12 protein-coding genes are annotated in these 18,564 nt (G+C 70.4%); 8 read left to right on the top strand and 4 right to left on the bottom strand.

The window, feature by feature from the left end; translation table 11 throughout:
- The first annotated feature begins 33 nt into the window (after nt 1-33).
- Nucleotides 34-927, top strand: a complete 894-nt coding sequence (locus K8625_RS39950; RefSeq protein WP_223745819.1) for an NAD(P)-dependent oxidoreductase — start codon at nt 34-36, stop codon at nt 925-927.
- A 90-nt stretch (nt 928-1,017) separates the two neighbouring features.
- Here the strand turns inward: K8625_RS39950 and K8625_RS39945 are convergent, their stop codons facing one another.
- Nucleotides 1,018-2,403: a RagB/SusD family nutrient uptake outer membrane protein gene (locus K8625_RS39945; RefSeq protein WP_223745820.1), complete on the bottom strand. Its 1,386-nt coding sequence runs from the start codon at nt 2,401-2,403 to the stop codon at nt 1,018-1,020.
- A gap of 3 nt (nt 2,404-2,406) precedes the next feature.
- Nucleotides 2,407-5,259 carry a SusC/RagA family TonB-linked outer membrane protein gene (locus tag K8625_RS39940; protein ID WP_370640307.1) on the bottom strand — a complete coding sequence of 951 codons (2,853 nt, stop codon included), beginning with the start codon at nt 5,257-5,259 and terminating at the stop codon, nt 2,407-2,409.
- A 698-nt stretch (nt 5,260-5,957) separates the two neighbouring features.
- On the opposite strand from K8625_RS39940, the gene leuS reads away from it, so the two are divergent.
- From leuS to lptE, 3 genes are read left to right on the top strand one after another with little or no spacing between them, the layout of a single operon-like run.
- The gene (gene leuS, locus K8625_RS39935; RefSeq protein ID WP_223745822.1) at nt 5,958-8,459 is read left to right on the top strand and encodes a leucine--tRNA ligase; all 2,502 of its coding nucleotides are present in this window, start codon (nt 5,958-5,960) and stop codon (nt 8,457-8,459) included.
- Nucleotides 8,460-8,471: 12 nt separating this feature from the next.
- Nucleotides 8,472-9,074, top strand: coding sequence for a hypothetical protein (locus K8625_RS39930; protein ID WP_223745823.1), 603 nt, complete (start codon nt 8,472-8,474; stop codon nt 9,072-9,074).
- A gap of 31 nt (nt 9,075-9,105) precedes the next feature.
- Nucleotides 9,106-9,630, top strand: a complete 525-nt coding sequence (gene lptE, locus K8625_RS39925) for an LPS assembly lipoprotein LptE (RefSeq protein WP_141332109.1) — start codon at nt 9,106-9,108, stop codon at nt 9,628-9,630.
- Nucleotides 9,631-9,705: 75 nt separating this feature from the next.
- Here lptE and rpsT read toward each other — a convergent pair whose 3' ends face one another.
- A complete protein-coding gene (rpsT, locus tag K8625_RS39920; protein ID WP_141332110.1) occupies nt 9,706-9,978 on the bottom strand; it encodes a 30S ribosomal protein S20 in 273 nt (90 codons plus the stop codon).
- A gap of 136 nt (nt 9,979-10,114) precedes the next feature.
- A complete protein-coding gene (gene mazG / locus K8625_RS39915) occupies nt 10,115-11,287 on the bottom strand; it encodes a nucleoside triphosphate pyrophosphohydrolase (protein ID WP_223745824.1) in 1,173 nt (390 codons plus the stop codon).
- Between the two features lie 152 nt (nt 11,288-11,439).
- Between mazG and K8625_RS39910 the strand changes: the two genes are divergently transcribed.
- From K8625_RS39910 to K8625_RS39895, 4 genes are all read left to right on the top strand, one after another.
- On the top strand, nt 11,440-13,623 hold the full coding sequence (locus K8625_RS39910; RefSeq protein WP_223745825.1) for a M48 family metallopeptidase: 2,184 nt from the start codon (nt 11,440-11,442) through the stop codon (nt 13,621-13,623).
- Nucleotides 13,624-13,625: 2 nt separating this feature from the next.
- Nucleotides 13,626-14,747: a DUF4388 domain-containing protein gene (locus tag K8625_RS39905; RefSeq protein ID WP_223745826.1), complete on the top strand. Its 1,122-nt coding sequence runs from the start codon at nt 13,626-13,628 to the stop codon at nt 14,745-14,747.
- An 83-nt stretch (nt 14,748-14,830) separates the two neighbouring features.
- Nucleotides 14,831-15,925, top strand: a complete 1,095-nt coding sequence (locus K8625_RS39900; RefSeq protein WP_141330603.1) for a PhoH family protein — start codon at nt 14,831-14,833, stop codon at nt 15,923-15,925.
- A 134-nt stretch (nt 15,926-16,059) separates the two neighbouring features.
- Nucleotides 16,060-18,561 (top strand): HD family phosphohydrolase, encoded by a 2,502-nt coding sequence (locus K8625_RS39895; RefSeq protein ID WP_223745827.1) that lies wholly within the window; start codon nt 16,060-16,062, stop codon nt 18,559-18,561.
- Nucleotides 18,562-18,564 lie beyond the last annotated feature (3 nt).

Here is an 18,564-nt window from a genome sequence, read left to right as displayed (position 1 = left end):
GAAGTCCGCGGACCGAACCGACGGGAGCGCGACATGAAGGTGGGATTCGTGGGACTGGGCAACATGGGTCTGCCCATGGCGAAGAGCCTGCTTGGCGCCGGGCATGCGCTGACGGTGTGGAACCGCTCACCGGCGCGAGGCGAGCCCCTGGTGAAGCAGGGCGCGCGCGCGGCGACGACTCCGGCGGACGCGGCCCGGGGCGCGGACGTGGTGTTCAGCATGCTCGCGGACGATGTGGCGGCGGAGGCCGTGTCCTTGGGAGCCCAGGGCATCGTCGAGGGGCTGGGCAAGGGCGCGGTGCACGTCTCCTCGAGCACCATCTCCGTGGCGCTCTCCCAGCGCCTGACGGACGCGCACGCCAGCGCGGGGCAGGGCTACGTGGCGGCGCCCGTGTTCGGCCGTCCCGAGGCCGCCGAGGCGAAGCAGCTGTGGGTGGTGGCCGCGGGCGCGCAGGTGGACGTGGAGCGCGTCAAGCCGCTGCTGGAGTCGCTGGGCCGGGGCCTCACGGTGCTGGGCGAGCACGCGTCCATGGCCAACGTGGTGAAGCTGTCGGGCAACTTCCTCATCGCGTCGATGCTGGAGGCGCTCGCGGAGGCGTTCGCCTTCACGCGCAAGTCCGGCGTCGAGCCCCGACAGTTCCTGGAGGTGTTCCAGTCCGTCTTCGCAAGCTCGCCCATCTTCGCCAACTACGCCCGCGCCATCGCGGAGGAGCGGTACTCGCCGGCGGGCTTCGCCCTGCGGCTGGGGCTCAAGGACGTGGGGCTGGTGCTGGAGGCGGCGCGCGCGGCGGAGGTGCCCATGCCGCTGGCCAGCCTCGTGAGGGACCAGTACCTGGGCGGCGTGGCCCAGGGACATGGAGACCTGGACTGGTCCGCGCTGGGAGCGCTCGTCGCGGAGCGCGCGGGGCTGGGCAGGCCTCCTCGCTGAAATGAAACGCCCCGGGCGAGCGACGATGCGCGCACCCGGGGCTGTGACGACGGGGGCTCCAGGCGTTGGCGCTGGAGCCCCGGAGGACGGCTACTGCCGTCCGTTGACCTCGGCGACGGGGATGGGGAAGAACGCGTGCGGCGGGACGTTGGGGTCCAGGTTGCGCGGCAGCTCGTCCAGCTTCCCGTAGCGGCGCATGTCGATCCACCGGTGGCCGCCCTCGAACATCAGCGAGTAGCGCTTCTGCTTGAGCAGCTCGTCCACGGCGTTCTCCGCGGTGATGTCCGTGCGCGCCGGCAGGCGGCCGGAGCGGGTGCGGATGTAGTTGAGGTCATCCGCGGCGGCGCCAATCTGGCCCATGCCGATGTTGGCCTCGGCGCGCAGGAGGATGAGCTCCTCGTTGCGGATGATGGGCACGGGCGCGTCCGCGGACGTGTACAGCGTGAAGCGCAGGTCCGTCGTCAGCTTGCCGTCCGCGGCGCTGACGGGGGCGTTGAGCTTGACCGTCTTGCGCGTCACGCGGTCATCCACCGGGCCACCCGCGCCCGCGGTCTCCGCGTCCGTCGCGATGGACGGGTGGGCGAAGACGGTGGTGGACAACAGGCCGTTGTCCGCGTCGCCGGAGGCCGCGCGGAAGACGTGGTAGACGCCGACGTTGAGCGAGGCGAGGGCCGCGGCCTTCGCGCCGTCATCGGCCGGGACGTTGGCGGTGATGAAGGACTGGCTCAGCGCCGTGAGCGCGTCCTCGTTGCGGCCCATGTACACGGCCACTCGCGCGCGGACGGCGCGGTTGAACGTGCGGAACGTCGCCGGCGTGTCGAAGCCGTTGAAGCCCGTGCTCAGCCGGAACGAGAAGCTGTCCCCGGCGTTGTCCAGGTGGCCCGCGGCCGTGTCGAGCAGCCCGGCGATGTGGGCGAACACCGCGTCCTTGCCCTCGATGGGGGCCAGGTCCGCGCCCAGCGGGCGGTCCACGTCGATGGGCGCGCCCTGGGTGTCACGCGTGTTGATGACCACCAGGAAGTCGAGCGCCTGCATCGTCTTCGCGAAGCCGCGCACGCCCTCCTTCTGCGCGTCCGACAGGCCCGCCACCTTCTCCAGCGCGGCCAGCAGGGTGTTGGCGTTGCGGATGTTGGCGTAGGGCGCCGTCCAGTAGTTGCCGCCGAAGGCCGCGGCGCCCGGGTCCATGACGGGGCCGAGCATCTCGTCGATGGCGCGCGGGTCCGCGGGGTCGAACACGTACGCCTCGCGGCCGATGACGCCCAGCTGAGCGACGTAGCCGTTCGGCGCCGACACGCCCGCGCGGTGGCCCAGCAGCAGGCCCGTGGACGCGCTGTTGACGCCGGAGACGGTGGGGTTGTCGCGGAAATCATCCAGGCTGGGGTTGTTGAGGTCGCCGATGTCCAGGCTGCCGCAGCCGCCCAGGCCCACCGCCGCGCACAACGCCAACAGGGTCTTCTTCGTCTGGTACATGTTCATGGCTTAGAACCCGACGTCGAGCGACGTCCAGAAGCTGCGGCTGGGAGGGAACGGGGCGACGTCGATGTTGCGCGCGATGGCCTGGTTGCCGAAGTTGCTCACCTCGGGGTCCAGACCCGAGTAGCCCGTGAACACCAGGAGGTTGCGGCCGCTGAGGCTCAGCCGCGCGTTCTGGAGCTTCGGGATGGCGGACACCCAGCTCTTGGGCAGGTTGTAGCTGAGCGTCACCTCGCGCAGCTTCAGGAACGTCGCGTCCTCGATGTAGATGGTCGCGTTGCCCCGGCGGTTCGCCACGCGCTCACGGCCCGCCGTCTCGAAGTCCGCGGAGGTGCCCGCGCTGTCATACAGGTAGCGCGTCAGGTTGATGATGTCGCTGCCCTGCTGCCAGTGCCACAGGAAGGACAGCGTCACGTCCGCGTAGCGCAGCGTGTTGGCGAAGCCCATGGTGAAGGTGGGCTCCGTGTCGCCAATCTTGCGGACGATGGGGTTGCCGTTCGCGTCGCGGCCCACGTTGCCGACGATCTGCGTGGCGGACGCGCCCTCCTCGATGAAGAACGCGCCCAGCGAGTTGCCGAAGCCGCCCGCCTGGAAGGGCGCCACCGGCAGGTTCGTCACCTTGCTGCGGTTGAGCGCGAAGGTCGCGGAGCTGGTCCACTCGAGCGGGCCGCTCAGCGGCGTCACCTGCACCATGGCCTCGATGCCGCGGTTGCGCAGCGAGCCGCCGTTGACGAACTGGGTGGTGAAGCCCGTGGAGGTGGGCAGCGCGCGGCGCAGCAGCATGTCGCTGATGCCACGCTGGTACACGGACAGCTCCAGCGTCAGGTCGCCGCCGAACAGCAGCGCGTCGACACCGGCCTCGATTTCACGCTGGCGCTCCGGACGGATGTTCGGGTCGCCCGCCACGCCCGTGCCGATGAGGCCCGGGGTTCCCTGCACGTTGTTCAGCGCGCTCATGCCGCTGAACTTCATGCCGTACTGGGGCAGGTTGCCCGTCTCGCCGTAGGCCGCGCGGACCTTCAGCTCGTTCATGAACGCCGGCAGCGTGGGGATGCGGTACGCGGCCGCCAGCTTGGGGAAGAAGAACAGCTTGTTGGGGTTGCCGTTGACGCTGGACTGCTCGCCACGCACGGCGCCCACCAGGGTCAGCCGCTCCTCGAGCAGGAGCACCTCCTCCTGCAGGTAGTAGCCGCGGTCCCTCACGTGGTTGGCGTCGTCGCGCACGCCAATCACGGTGCCGTTGTCCACGCCGGGCTGGCCGGCGTTGAGGTTCTCGCTGATGACGTAGGTGGAGTCGATGCGGCGCTCCTCGAGCTGCACACCGACGGACGTGGTGGCGCTGAGGAACTTGGAGGCCGGCTTGTAGCTGTGCACCAGGTTGAGGCCGCCGTTGAGGTTGCGCACCTGGCTGGTGCCGAACAGCGACGTGCCCGGGAAGGTGTCGTCCACCGGCTCGAAGTTGAGCTCGGGCGGGAACAGCAGCCGGTTCTCCTGCTGGAAGCGGTCCACGCCCGCGTTGGCCAGCACGCGCAGGTGGTGCTCGTCCGTCTTCATCAGGTGCACGGTGGCGTCACCGGACCCGATGAAGCGCCACACGTCCTCGTCGTTCTTCACCAGCGCGGCCGTCTGCAGCGGGTTGGCGCCGTTGCCGAGGAACGGGTTGGTGGGGTACACGCCGGCCGCGTCCGGGTCCATGTTCAGGAACTCGGGCACGTTGGGCAGCACCATGTAGTTGGTGATGGTCTGGTTGTCGTTGTTCGTCAGACCGCGCTGACCCAGCGTGTGGATGAGGTTGGTGGCGACGTTCACCTCCACCACCTCGCCGATCGTCTGACCCAGGTTGAGGCGGAACGACTCCTTCTCGTACCCGGTGTTCTTGATGATGCCCTCGTCGTTGCGGAGCATCGCGGACGCGAAGTAGCGCGTGTTGCCGCTGGCGCCGCTCACGCTGGCGAGCGTCTCCGTGGACAGGTCCCGCCGGCCGCTCAACTTGGCCTCGTGGTCATACCGGTTGCCGGTCCAGTAGTTGGCGGCCTCCGGACCGAAGGTCTCCACGGCCTCTTCCACCGTCTCGAAGCGGCGGGTGCCCAGCTTGTTGGCCAGCGTGTACATGCCCACGCGCTGGGTGAGCTCCACCTTGGGCTCGCCGGCGCGGCCGCGCTTGGTGTTGATGATGACGACGCCGTTGGCGGCCTTGGAGCCGTAGATGGCGGCGGCGGACGCGCCCTTGAGGACCTCGATGCTCTCGATGTCGTTGGGGTTGATGTCCGCGATGCGGTTGACCTGGTTGTCCTGGGTGGGGTTCGGGTTGGAGCCGCCCACCGAGTCGGTCACCACGTACACGCCCGAGGCGATGGCCACGTCGCTGACGAGCACGCCGTCGATGACGTAGAGGGGCGCGGTGGAGCCGTTGATGGTGGACACGCCGCGCAGGCGCATCTGGATGCCGCCGCCCGGGGCGCCGGAGTTCTGCTGGATGTTGGCGCCGGCGATCTTGCCCTGGAGGGCCTGGTCCACCGTCTGCGCGGGCGCGCGGTTCATCTCCTCCGCGCTGACGGAGGCCACGGAGTTGGCCAGGTGCTTGCGCGCCAGCTCGGAGGCGCGGCCCACGACGACCATCTCCTCGGAGAAGACGTTGTCGAGCGCCACGTTCACGTTGTCCTGCGTGGCGCCGACGCGCACCTCACGCTCGCCGTAGTCCTGGCTGGAGAACAGCAGCGTGGTGGCCCCCGGCGGGACGTTGGGCAGCGAGAACGTGCCGTCCAGCTCCGTCTCCACGCCCTGGGTGGTGCCCTTGATGATGACGCGCACCAGCGGCAGGCCCTCGTTCGTCAGCCGGTCCGCGACGCGTCCCTTCACCGTGCGGCCCAAGGAGGGCGCGGGCGCCGCGGCGGGCGGGGGGGAGGCTGGAGTGGTGGCGGCCGGAGCCTGAGCGGGTGCCGGGGTCGCCGGAGCCTGCGCCGCGGGAGCCTGCGGCTCGGGAGCCGGAGTGGTGGCCTCCTGCGCCATGGTTTCCAACGAGAAGAGTGCGATCACGCACCCCGGAATCAACGCTCTCTTAAGCGTCATTCGGATCTTTCCTCGCAACGGTGGGAACGGCCCCCCCTGCAGGTGCCGTGGGCGCGAATCGTCGGTGGGTGAACTGAACCAAGTCAATGGTAAGACTTGTTTTTCAAGAATGTTGGCCAAATCCATCCAAACGGAAATATTCCGATCTCGTATTGAGAGCTGAGTGACGCGAAGCGCGATGGACCGGCGCCACGAGGGACGCGGTGTCCCTACCCGAGGGGGGACGTCGTGGATCTCCGCAAGGTCGACGTGGTGGGGAGGGTGGAGGCGTCACCGCAGCAGCCCCCGCAGGGCGGCGCTGTAGCGGGCTGTGTTGGCGCGGTGCATCCGTGCCTGCGGCCGCCCGGTTCCATGCGCGCGGCGGGCACAGAACGGCCGGGCCGGGGGTTCTCTCGGGTCAGCCGGAGAAAGCGGGCTCCGTCGGCCAGGAGTGGCCGGCGAGATTGGTTGCCCCCAGGGCCGGCCCTCCCATAAGAGGCGCAGCGGATATGGCGATGAACGAGCGTTACGAGCCGCAGGCGATTGAAGGTAAGTGGCAGGCCCGTTGGGACGAGGCCGGCATCTTCCGGGCGGGCAAGCGTCCGGGCGCACCGAAGAAGTACGTGCTCGAGATGCTGCCGTACCCCAGTGGCAAGATGCACATGGGACACGTGCGCAACTACCTCATCGGGGATGTGTACGCGCGCTACTTCCTGATGCGCGGCTACGACGTGCTGCACCCCATGGGCTGGGACGCGTTCGGCCTGCCGGCGGAGAACGCGGCCATCAAGGACGGCGTGCACCCGGCCATCCGCACCCAGGAGAACATCGTCTCCTTCAAGGCGGAGATGAAGAGCCTGGGCTACAGCTACGACTGGTCCCGCGAGGTGAACACCAGCCAGCCGGAGTACTACCGCTGGAACCAGTGGTTCTTCATCAAGATGCTGGAGAAGGGGCTCGTCTATCGCCGCTTCAGCAAGGTGAACTGGTGTACCGGCTGCCACACAGTCATCGCCAACGAGCAGGTGAAGGACGGCGTGTGCGAGCGCTGCTCCTCGCCCGTGGTGGACCGCGAGATGCCCGAGTGGGCCTTCCGCATCACCGCCTTCTCCCAGGATTTGTTGGACGCGCTGGACACGCTCAAGGAGTGGCCGGACCGCATCACGTCCATGCAGCGCAACTGGATTGGGCGCTCGGATGGCGCGGAGGCGGACTTCCGCGTCCAGGGGCATGACGCCTCCATCCGCGTGTTCACCACGCGCGTGGACACCCTCTACGGCTGCACCTACGTGGTGCTGGCGCCGGACCACAAGCTGGTGGCCCAGGTGACGACGCCCGAGCGCCGCGCGGACGTGGACGCCTTCGTGAAGAAGATGGCGGCCCAGTCCAAGACGGAGCGCACGGGCGAGGACACGGAGAAGGAGGGCGTCTTCACGGGCGCCCACGCCCTCAACCCGTTCACCGGCCAGCCGGTGCCCGTGTGGATCGCCAACTTCGTGTTGAGCGACTACGGCACCGGCGCGGTGATGAGCGTGCCCGCGCACGACGAGCGCGACTTCGCCTTCGCGCGCAAGTACAGCCTGCCCGTGAAGGTCGTCATCCAGCCGGCCTCGGGCGACCCGCTGCCCGCGGGCGACGCGCTGGAGGCGGCGTACACCGAGTACGGCGTGCTGGTGGACTCCGGTGAGTACAGCGGGAAGACGTCCGAGGCGGCGCGTCAGGAGATGGCGCGCAAGCTGGAGTCGGAGGGCCGAGGCCGCGCGACGGTGACGTACCGCCAGAAGGACTGGGGCTTCAGCCGCCAGCGCTACTGGGGCACGCCCATCCCCATCGTCTACTGCGAGAAGTGCGACCCGCAGCGCCACGGCATCCCCGTGCCCGAGTCGCAGCTGCCCGTGAAGCTGCCCGAAATCGACGTGCAGGAGGTGCTCACCGGCAAGGGCGAGCCCCCGCTGGCCAAGGTCGCCTCGTGGGTGAACACCACGTGCCCCAGGTGCGGTGGCCCCGCGCGCCGGGAGGCGGAGACGATGGACACCTTCGTCGACTCCTGCTGGTACTTCGCGCGCTACCTGTCTCCGCACTACGACGCCGCGCCGTTCGACCCGAAGGAGGCCCAGCGCTTCCTGCCCGTGGACATCTACGTGGGCGGGCCCGAGCACGCGGTGATGCACCTGTTGTACTTCCGGTTCTGGACCCGGGTGATGAAGCTCTTGGGCTTGAGCCCGGTGGACGAGCCCGTCACGCGGCTGATCACCCAGGGCATCGTCAACGGTCCGGACAAGCGCAAGATGTCCAAGCGCTGGGGCAACGTCGTCGCGCCGGCCTCCATCATCGAGAAGTACGGCGCGGATACGGCGCGCGCGTACGTGGCGTTCGCCGGCCCGCCGGAGCGTGACTTCGACTGGTCCGACGCCCAGGTGGAGGGCGTGTTCCGCTTCCTGAAGCGCGTCTGGGTGCTGGCCTCCACGCACCAGGCCGCCGTGGCGGGCGCCACGCACGCGGGCCCCTTCGAGGGCAAGGCGCTGGAGATCCGCCGCGCGGCGCACAAGGGCCTGAAGCGGGTGGGGGAGGCCATCGAGCGGCTGTCCTTCAACACCGCCATCGCGGGCATCATGGAGTGCCTCAACGCGCTCTCCGACGCGGGCACGCCGGAGACGCCCGCGGAGAAGGCGGCCATGGCGGAGGCGGTGCGCCTGTTGTCGATGATGCTCACGCCCTTCGCGCCGCACATCGCGGATGAAATCGCGGAGGCCTACGGCAGCGCGCAGCTCACCGTCTCGCAGACGTGGCCCGAGTTCGACCCGGCCCTGGTGGTGGATGACGTCATCCCCTACGCGGTGCAGGTGAACGGCAAGCTGCGCGCGGAGATCCAGGTGCCCGCGGACGCGAGCGAGGCGGACGTGCGCGCGGCGGCGGAGGCGGACGAGCGGGTGAAGTCCGCCATCACCGGCAAGACGCTGCGCAAGTTCGTCTTCGTGCCCAAGCGGCTGGTGAACTTCGTCGTCGGCTGAGCGGGGAGTCGGGTGCCCACCGAGGTCCTCGTCATGTGCACCGCGTGCGGTCGGCCCCAGGCGGCCGGCGGCGCGCGGTGCATCGCGTGTGGCGCGCCCCTGCCGGACGCGCCGCTGCCGGCCCCACCGCCGGCGGACGTGCCGCCTCCCGCTCCTCCCGGGCCGTTCCTGACGGCGGACCTGGGGGGAGGCCGCCAGCTCGTCGGCGAGGCGGGGCGGCTCTCCTATCGCATGGCGGAGGGCGTCTCTCCCCGGGTGGTGGAGCTGGTCCACCTGCGCGCGCTGACGCTCGAGTCACGGCCCTTCCTGGAAGCGCTGATGCTCTGCGGCTTCGGTGCGCTGGGGGCCGTGACGTCGGTGCTGGTGCTCAAGGTCGTGGCCTTCGGATTGACGGCGCTGGGGGTGCTGCTGGCGGCCGTGTGCCGCGTGCACACGCTGGTGCTGGAGACGTCCACCGGCGGCACGACGCGCTGGTCCCTGGGGCTCGCGCGGCGGGGCTCGGAGCGGGACGCGCGGCTGCTCCAGGCCTGGCGCACGCTGGCGAGCGCGGTGAAGGCGCGGGGCGTGGTGGTGACGGACGCGGACGGGCGCCCGGTGGACGGGCCTCACGCTTGACGCAAGGGCCGGGGCGGGTAGGGTGCCGCCCATGTCGCTCCGCTCGAAGTCCGCCTCACGGCGTCTCCACGTGGCCGTGCTGCTGTCGGGCTTGGGGGTGGGCTCCCTGCTGCTGTCCGGGTGTGGCTACCGCTTCACGCCGCGCGGCGAGGGGCTGCCCGAGGGCGTGAAGTCCGTGTGCGCGCCCATCTTCACCAACGACACGCCGGAGCCCGCGCTGGAGACGCTCTTCACGCGCCACTTCCGCCAGGAGCTGACGCGCGTGGGGCGGCTGGGCAGCGGGGCGTCGTGCGACGCGAAGGTGGAGGGGGCGGTGCTGTCGCTGTGGAGCTCGCCCACCATCGTGGGCCGCTTCTTCCGCGTCGCCGCGACGGTGCGCCTGCGGCTGGTGCGGGAAGGACAGCCACCCCAGGAGACAGTCATCTCGGGGACCGAGGACTACCTGCCGGGGAGCGGAGACATCCTCGAGGCCGAGTCCAACCGTCAGGCGGCCCTGGACCGGTTGGCGCAGGTGCTCATGCGGGATGGGTTCGATCGGCTCGCCAGCACCTGGTGAGGAGGCGCGGAGCCTCCTCCCGGGGAGCCTGTTTCGAGGACTGGGCGGGGACCTGTCGAGAGGCCCCCGGGTGCATCAGGCCTGACGCGCGCTCTTGGCGGCGGCCTTGGCCAGGCGGGAGATGCGGCGCGAGGCGGTGCGCTTGTGGATGACGCCCTTCGTCGCGGCCTTGCTCAGCGCCTTGGAAGCCGCCTTGAGCGCGTCCGTCTTCTTGGCGCCGTCCTTGGAGCCGATGGCCTCCCGGGCGGACTTCACGGCGCTCTTCACGTCCGTGCGGACGGTGACGTTCCGGGCGCGGCGCTTCTGGGACTGACGGTAACGCTTCTCTGCGGACTTGGTGTTGGCCAAGAGAAATCTCCAGCGAAAGGCAGGCTAAAAAGAGGGGCCGTCCTTACTGCGACGCCTCGCAGGCGTCAAGACGGGCGTGTGCGTACGGACGGGTTTTCCGGGCTCCGGACGCGATCAGAAGGCTCTGGCGGGGGAATCACCCAGGCTGGGTAGTGTATTCCCACACCAGCCCGGCGGGGTCCCGGAAGGTCATCCGCCCGGCGCTCGCTTCGAGCACGGCGCCCGGGGAGGTCCGCTCCACCTGCCGGCGGATCAGCGCCACCGCGTGCTCGGACGGTGCCTCCAGGGTGAGGGTGGCCCCTGTCGCCGCCGTCTTCGCGCGCTGGAAGACCAGCCGGATGGATCCGCTCTCGTAGCGGGCCTCATCCGCCGGGGCAGGGGCCGGGATGATCCACCCGAGCAGGGCCGCCAGCGGCGTCCAGAAGGCGGCCTGGGCCTCCAGATCCACCACGCCCAGGCGCAGGGTGGACAGGGGCGCGCGGGGCAGGGTGGGGGGCGGGAGGGATTTCTCCTGGGACTTGGCCGCCTGCCAGTGGCGCTCCATGTGCTCCAGGGTGGCTCCGCCGAAGGGGACCCCCTCGGCCCGGAGTGCGGCCTCGATGTGCTGGAAGCGCCGGGTGAAGCGGAGGCTCGCCAGTCGCAGCGCGTCCTCGGCGGGGGTCTTCACGAAGCGCGCGAGGTTGGCCAGGGAGAAGAGGACGTCGCCCAGCTCATGCTCGATGGCGGCCCTGTCCCCGGAGGCGATGGCCTCGTCCAGCTCGACCAGCTCCTCGGCCAGCTTGCCTCGCACGCCGGCCAGGTCCGGCCAGTCGAAGCCGATGCGGCTGGCCTTCTCGGTGAGCCGCTCGGCGCGCAGCAGGGCGGGCGCGGCGGAGGGGACGCCGTCCAGGACGGAGCCCTCGCTGCCCGTCTTCTTCTTGCGCTCCTCGGCCTTGAGCTTCGCCCAGTTGGCCAGCACCTGCTCGGAGCCGTCCACGCGCTGCTCGCCGAAGACGTGGGGGTGGCGGCGGGTGAGCTTGTCGCTGATGGCCCGGCTGACGTCGGCCATGGTGAACTCACCCCGCTCGGCGGCGAGCTGGGCGTGGAAGACAATCTGGAAGAGCAGGTCTCCCAGCTCTTCACACAGCGGGTGCCAGGGGCCGCCCTCGGTGACGCGGTCCATCTCGTCCAGGACCTCGAAGGCCTCCTCGAGGAGGTAGGGCCGCAGCGTGCCCAGCGTCTGCTCCCTGTCCCAGGGACAGCCGTCCGGGGCCCGCAGCCGCCGCATGATGTCCACCAGACGTTCCAGCTCGGTCCCGGGGGTCCCCATGTCGTTCACGCCTCCCTCGCGCGGGCCGTCCCGCGACATGCCGACCCTGTAACACGTGGTCCTGGCCGGCCGTCCCGGAAAGCCGGTCCTGACCGGACAGGTGGCGTTGTCTTTCGTGGTTCGGCCCGGCTCGCCTATCATCCGAACCCTGGATGATCCGCTTCCTGCTTCCCTCCCTCCTCCTCTCGGGCCTGCTGCTCCTGTCCCCTGCGTCGGCCCTCGCGCAGCTCGAGGCGCCCACGCGCCTCCAGGAGGTGGATCCGGGCCCGCTCGAGCCCGACCTCCAGGATGAGTCCTACGACGCGGCCGGGCCCGAGGACGACACCCCCGTCGAGGAGGGTGAAACCGAAGTCGAGGACGAGCAGGATCCAGCCTCCCGGCGCACGGGACGGGGAGAGAAGGCCAGACCGCCTCCCGCGCGCGCCGCCACGCCCACCCCGCCCGTCGTCGAGCCCGCGCCGCCCCCCGTCATCGTGCCCCGCCCCGTGCTGAGCCCCATCCTGACGCCCCGGGTGTCGGACGAGGAGGTGCTCGCGGTGTGGGACCGCTGGCGGCAGGCGCGCTCGACGAACGACGTCGGCACGGCCGAGAAGGCGCAGCAGGAACTCCTGACGCTCAAGCAGGAGCTGCTCGCCGCGGACCTGGAGCCCATCAGCGTCGGCTTCCTCCGCGAGTCCGATGTCCGGCGTCGGGCCGGGGACATGGGCGGCGCGGTGCGGCTGGCCCGGCTCGCGGTGGAGCTGTCGCCCCGGCTCCCGCTGGCGCACTTCGAGCTCGCGGAGCTCTATGCCCAGGAGGACTTCACCGCCGTGGGCCGGGTGCTGGGCGAGCTTCGCGCCGCCTTCCTGTCCCTCGCGTTGGACCCCCGCTACCGGGGGCCGGCGCTGGCGGACCTGGGCTCGCTGTTGCTCCTGGCCTGGTCGGCCACGGCCGTGCTCTTCGTCGCGCTGCTGTTCCTCAGGCGCGTGCGCTACGCGCTGCACGACTTCCACCACCTGCTGCCGCGAGCCGTCGCGCGCTGGCAGTCGGCGCTGCTCGGGGTGCTGCTGCTCGGGCTGCCGCTGACGCTGCCGTGGGGGCTGGTGCCCCGGCTGCTGGTGCTGCTCGCCGTGGTGGCGGCGTACCTGACGAACCGGGAGCGCGTCGTCTCCGCCGTGCTGGTGGCGGGGCTCGGCCTGACGCCGCTCGCCGCGGGGCAGCTCACCCGGGTGACGGCGTTCGCGGGCACGCCCGCCGAGGACGTGTTTCTGTTGGAGCGCGGTGGCCTGTCCGCCGAGGGCGCGGTGGCCCGCGTCAAGGCGCGTCACGAGTCGCGCGCGGCCACCTTCGCGGAGCTCAACGCGCTGGGGCACTACGAGTCGCGCCGTGGCCTGCTGGAGGACGCCCGCACGCACTTCAAGGCGGCCTCGGCCGTGCGCAGCGGGGACGCGCGCCTGTTGACCCGCTTCGGCAACACGCTGGTGGGGCTGGGGGACGTGGACGGCGCCGCGCAGCTCTACGTGCAGGCCTCGCAGGCCGACCCGAGGATGGCCGCGCCGCACTACAACCTGGCGCAGCTCCACCGCCGGCGGGCCAAGACGCTGCCGGACTCGGAGGTGGGCAAGGAACTGGACCGCGCGGCCACGGCGACCGCGTCCGCGCAGGCGCTCGATGGCGAGCTGCTCCGCCGCGAGCCCCCTCCGGATGACCGCTTGCTGCTCAACCTGTTGACGCTCGCGCCCACGGTGCCCGCGTCGGAGTGGCTGTCGCTCGCGGACGGCTCGGAGGCGGGGCGGCGGGTGGAGGCGCAGCTGGCCGGCTGGGTGTTGCCGGGCGTGGCGCCGGGGCCGGTGTCCTGGCTGCTTCCCGCCGGCGTGGCGGGGCTGCTGGTGCTCTGGGGCGTTGCGGCGCGACGGCTGAAGGCCGCGAAGGTGTGTGAGCGCTGCGGCCGTCCTGTGTGCACGCGGTGCGACCCGGAGCTGGGCGTGGGCAGCACGCAGTGTGGCCAGTGCGTGAACGTCTTCAGTCGCAGGGGCCTGGTTCCCCAGCAGCTGCGTCAGCGCAAGGCGGATGAAGTGCAGCGGCACCAGGCCTGGGTGGGGCGGGTGACGTACGCGGTGGGCACGCTCCTGTCCGGCGCGGGACACGTCTTCTCCGGGAGCACGGTGCGCGGGGCGCTGTACGCCTTCCTGTTCCTCTTCGCGCTGGCCGCCTCGCTGCTGTACCGGGGCCTGGTGCGCGCGCCGTACGCGGACGCGCCGCTGTACCTCAAGCTGGTGCCGGCGGTGCTGCTGCTGGTGGGCATCCACCTGATGTCGCTGCGGGGCCTGGTCCGGCTGCGCAGGGGAGAGGAGTAGCCATGTCCCTGAAGGGAACGCTCAAGGACTTCGGCATCGGCGACATCCTCCAGCTCATCGGCCAGCAGCAGAAGACGGGCTCGCTGCAACTGGAGAACAAGGACCAGGAGGTCCGCATCGGCTTCCGGGACGGCCACATCATCAAGGTCGAGAGCGTCACCCGCAAGCGCAAGGACCTCATCGGCGCCATGCTGGTGCGCGCCGAGCTCATCACCGAGACGCAGCTGGAGGCGGCGCTGGAGACGCAGCGGCGCACCCTGAAGCGGCTGGGCGACGTGCTCGTCTCCAGCCAGGCGCTCACCACCGAGCGCTTCCAGTCGATGATGCAGCTGCAGGCCACGGAGACGCTCTACCGCCTCTTCACGTGGAAGGCCGGCACCTACGAGTTCATCCAGGAGCCCGTGGAGCCCGACGCCGAGGCCATCCGCCCCCTGCGCGCCGAGACGGTGCTCATGGAGGGCTTCCGGATGGTGGACGAGTGGCCCGTCATCCGGAAGTCCATCCACCGCGACGACCTCTCCTTCGAGCGGCTCAAGGCGCTGCCCCCGCCCCGCGAGGGCGAGGAGGGCGGCGAGCTGGGCGTCATCGCGGGCACCGAGCGCCGCGTGTACGACGAAATCGCGCCCGGCCGGGATTTGCGCAAGCTGGTGGATGTCTGCTGCCTGGGCGAGTTCGAGACCTGCAAGGCGCTGCACAACCTGGTGAAGGGCGAGTATGTCCGGGTCATCCACCCCGAGGGCGCAAGGGCTCCGGCCCCAGGTGACGAGCGGCTGCTCTCACGGCTGGTGGGCGCGGTGGGGCGCGTGGTGGCCACCATGCTGGTGCTGGCGGTGCTGGGGGTGGTCGTCTTCCGGGTGGCGCTCTCCGATGCGGAGCGCACGCGCGGGGCCACGGCGTTCGCGGACCCAGCGGCCCAGCGTCATGTTTCCGATGCCCAACGCGTCCGCATCGAGGCCGCGCTCGAAGTGTTCCGTCTGGAACGGGGTGAGTTGCCGGAGCGGTTGGATGCTCTGGTCCAGGCTGGATTGTTGAGCTCGGAGGAACTCAGATACCCCTGGCGGGAGGAGTACCACTACCGGCGACTGGCCGCTCGGCGGTTCGTCCTCCTGCCACCCTTGCGCTAGCCTCTGCGTGAAGTCGTCTTTCGGAGCCGGGGGGGCGGCGTTACGTTGAAGACAACTGGTACCGACCCGAGGAACGACCCGCATTGCGAAACCCCGCCACGTTGGAAGCGCCCGCAGCCGCCGTCACCGCCTCCTCCGCCAAGGTGGACGTCCGTGACAACGAGACGGCCCTGGCGCTGTGCGGCAACCAGAACGAAAACCTCAAACTGATGGAGCGACGCCTCGGGGTCCGTGTGGGACAACGGGGGACGGAGTTCCACCTGTCCGGCCCGTCCGACGCGGTGGCCTTCACGGTGCGCCTCCTGGAGAACCTGGAGGGGATGATCCGCGCCGGTCGCCCCATCTACCGCGAGGACGTGGAGCAGGGCATCAAGGTGCTCGGCCGCGGCGCGGAGTCCCTGCAGGAGGTCATGCTCGGCCCGGTCCTCAAGAGCTCCGGCAACCGGCAGATCGCGCCCAAGAGCATCGCCCAGAAGCGCTACGTGGACGCCATCCGCGCCCACGACATCGTCTTCGGCATCGGCCCCGCCGGTACGGGCAAGACGTACCTGGCCATGGCCATGGCGGTGGCCTTCCTCCAGGAGCGCAAGGTCAAGCGCATCATCCTCGCGCGCCCCGCGGTGGAGGCGGGTGAGAAGCTCGGCTTCCTTCCCGGAGACCTGCAGGAGAAGGTGAACCCGTACCTGCGGCCGCTCTACGACGCGCTGCACGACATGATGGCCGCCGAGCGCGCGGCGCACCTGGTGGAGGAGGGCGTGGTGGAGGTGGCTCCGCTGGCGTTCATGCGCGGCCGCACCCTCAACGACGCCTTCGTCATCCTCGACGAGGCCCAGAACACCACCGTGGAGCAGATGAAGATGTTCCTGACGCGCCTGGGCTACAACAGCAAGGCCGTCATCACCGGCGACGTGACGCAGGTGGACCTCCCCACCGGGAAGCTGTCCGGTCTGAACCACGCCCGCGCGGTGCTCAAGAACATCGACGGCATCCACTTCGCGGAGTTCTCCGACGTGGACGTCGTGCGCCACCCGCTGGTCCAGGAGGTCATCCGCGCGTACGACAAGGCGGAGCTGGCGCAGCGCGAGGCCCACGCCGCTCGCGAGGCCGCCCAGGCCACGGCCTCCCCCTCGGAGTCCGCTCCCCTGGTCGCCATCCCGCCGGAGGCCGCCGTCGGCTGAGCACCTGTCGAGGCTTACGTATGCCCACCCGCGCCTACCCTGGCGGGCGGGCATTCGTATTTCCGGCCCCGTGAATATTCCGGGACGCTGCGGCCTTGATGGAGCCACGGCCCCTATCTAGGGTGAGGACCTCCATGGACGAACCGGAACCGCAGCACCCCGCGCCCAGTCCGTTGGACGCGCTCGCAGCACGCTTTGGCCTGGGCCGAGGCGTGTGGGGGCGGCGTGCGGTCCAGGTGTTCCTCCTGCTCCTCGTGTCGGTGGGGGCGGGCTTCGTCATCTCCCCCGGGCTGTACAGCCAGCAGATCCCCGCCCTCTCCGAGGAGAACCTCGGCAAGCCCTTCCGGGCCAGCTCCCCCGCCGGCTTCAAGGCCGCGCGCGACTACGAGGTCGTCCACCGCGCCATGACGGCCCAGCGGCGCCAGGAGGCCCGCTCCGCCGTCAAGCCTGTCTACGACTTGAACCCGGCCGTGGTGGGACACCTGCGCACCGTGGTGCGAGCCTCCTTCGCGACCATGCGCCAGCGGCTGGCGGAGCTGGCCGAGGCCCAGTCGGAGCTGGAGCCGGAGGAGGGCGCCGCCCCGAAGAAGTCGCGCAAGGCCCCGGTGCTGACGCCCGAGCAGGTGGAGCGTGAGCGCCGGACGCGTGAGGAGATGCAGGCGGAGCTCCAAGAGTTGCTCTTCGGCCAGCGCGACGCGGGGCTGGAGGCCGAGGACTTCCAGGCGCTCTACGCGAAGGGGTTCTCGGACGAGGTGGAGACGGCCACCTTGCTGCTGCTGGAGCGGGCGTACCGCTCCGAGCAGGGCCCGGTGAACGTGGCGGGCTCCCGGGAGGAGCTGGCCCGTGAGGCCCCCCAGGGCCTCACCGTGCGGGACGTGGTGAACAAGGGCGAGGAGACCCTGCCCAACGGCGCGCCGCAGGTGGCGGACATCCGTGAGGCGCACCAGGAGATGGAGCGCTTCGCCTCCATCCCCGGCAACCTCCTGCCGGACGCGCCCGGTGTGCAGCGCCGCGCGGTGCTGCGGCTGGCCAAGCGGCTGGTGCGCGCCAACCTGACCATCAACATCGCGGAGACGGACGCGCGCCGGCACCAGGCCGCGCAGGCGGTGAAGGACGCCGTCATCTCCATCAAGAAGGGCCAGCGCGTCATCGGCGACGGTGAGCTGGTGAACGAGGGGCACCTCGTGGTGCTGCGCGGCATGCGCGCGGAGACGGACCGGCTGGACCTGGTGCAGGTGCAGCTGGGCGGCACGGGGCTGGTGGCCCTGCTGGTGGTGGCTTCGTACTTCTTCTGCATGACGGCGTTCCGCCGCTTCCGGCCCACGCGCAAGGACGGTGTCCTGCTGGGGATGCTGCTGGTGGGCACGCTGGCGCTCTTGCAGCTCTGGGTGTCCATCGCGGACGCCATCCAGGACCGGTACACGGCGCTGCCCATCGAGGCGCTCTACTACGTGTTCCCGGTGGCCGCGGGCGCCATGCTGGTGCGCTTCATCCTCACGCAGGAGCTGGCGCTCTTCTTCGCGATGGTGTTCGCGTGTCTGGCGGGCGTGATGCTGGGCAACTCGCTGGCGTTCGGCATCTACACGCTGGTGGGCTCGCTGGTGGCGGCCGACCGCATCGTCCGGGCGAAGGACCGCGTGGGCATCTTCCGCGCGGGGCTCGTCACCGGCGCGGCCAACACGGTGGCGGTGCTGTTCCTGTTCCTCGTCGAGGGCAAGGGCCTGACGGCCGACACGGCCATCACCGCGCTGAGCGCGTTCGTCGGCTCGTCGCTGGCGGTGCCGGTGATGGTGATGGCGCTCACGCCGCTCATCGAGATGACGTTCGGCTACGCGTCCGACATCAAGCTGCTGGAGCTGGCGAACCTCAACCACCCGGCGCTCAAGGAGCTCATCGTCCAGGCGCCCGGCACCTACCACCACTCCATCATCATCGGCACGCTGGTGGAGAACGCGGCGGAGACCATCGGCGCCAATCCGCTGCTGGCGCGCTCGTGCGCGTACTACCACGACATCGGCAAGGGTCGGAATCCGCTCTACTTCGGTGAGAACCAGAAGGGCGAGAACCGCCACGACTCGCTGGCCCCCGCGATGAGCGCCGTCATCATCAAGCGCCACGTGACGGAGGGCCTGGAGATGGCGCGCCAGTACCGGCTGCCCAAGCTGGTGGCGGACGCGATTCCGCAGCACCACGGCACGCGCACGGTGGGCTATTTCTACCACAAGGCCTTGAAGGAGCAGGAGGGCAAGGAAGGCGCGCCCCCCATCGACGAGAGCATCTACCGCTACCCGGGACCGAAGCCCCAGTTCCGCGAGGCGGCGCTGGTGATGATCGCCGACGCGGTGGAGGCCTCGACGCGCTCCATGGCGGAGCCCACCACGCCCAAGCTCCAGGCCCAGCTGCAGAAGATCATCAACCTCATCTTCTCCGAGGGGCAGCTCGACGAGTGCGACCTGACGCTGAAGGACCTGAACCTCATCTCCCAGTCCTTCCTGCACACGCTCGAGGGCATCTACCACACGCGTCCGGTGTATCCGGCCGGCGCGGTGGGCGGCGGCAAGGCGCCGCCGCTGGTGGTGGCGGGGGGCAAGGCCGTGGAGACCAAGGACAAGGCACGCTCGGCGGGGGCTTCGTGACAG

This window comes from Myxococcus sp. AS-1-15 (genome assembly GCF_020037055.1).
GTDB classification, from domain to species: domain Bacteria; phylum Myxococcota; class Myxococcia; order Myxococcales; family Myxococcaceae; genus Myxococcus; species Myxococcus fulvus.
The sequence above is the reverse complement of the archived record's forward strand: the minus strand, read 5'-3'. Positions and strand labels throughout refer to the sequence as shown.

What these genes read in the sequence shown, in the direction of transcription:
- K8625_RS39950 (WP_223745819.1), top strand. Translation starts at nt 34, where the DNA reads ATGAAGGTGGGATTCGTGGGACTGGGCAACATGGGTCTGCCCATGGCG.
- K8625_RS39945 (WP_223745820.1), bottom strand. Translation starts at nt 2,403, where the DNA reads ATGAACATGTACCAGACGAAGAAGACCCTGTTGGCGTTGTGCGCGGCG.
- leuS (WP_223745822.1), top strand. Translation starts at nt 5,958, where the DNA reads ATGGCGATGAACGAGCGTTACGAGCCGCAGGCGATTGAAGGTAAGTGG.
- lptE (WP_141332109.1), top strand. Translation starts at nt 9,106, where the DNA reads ATGTCGCTCCGCTCGAAGTCCGCCTCACGGCGTCTCCACGTGGCCGTG.
- mazG (WP_223745824.1), bottom strand. Translation starts at nt 11,287, where the DNA reads ATGGGGACCCCCGGGACCGAGCTGGAACGTCTGGTGGACATCATGCGG.
- K8625_RS39910 (WP_223745825.1), top strand. Translation starts at nt 11,440, where the DNA reads ATGATCCGCTTCCTGCTTCCCTCCCTCCTCCTCTCGGGCCTGCTGCTC.
- K8625_RS39905 (WP_223745826.1), top strand. Translation starts at nt 13,626, where the DNA reads ATGTCCCTGAAGGGAACGCTCAAGGACTTCGGCATCGGCGACATCCTC.
- K8625_RS39895 (WP_223745827.1), top strand. Translation starts at nt 16,060, where the DNA reads ATGGACGAACCGGAACCGCAGCACCCCGCGCCCAGTCCGTTGGACGCG.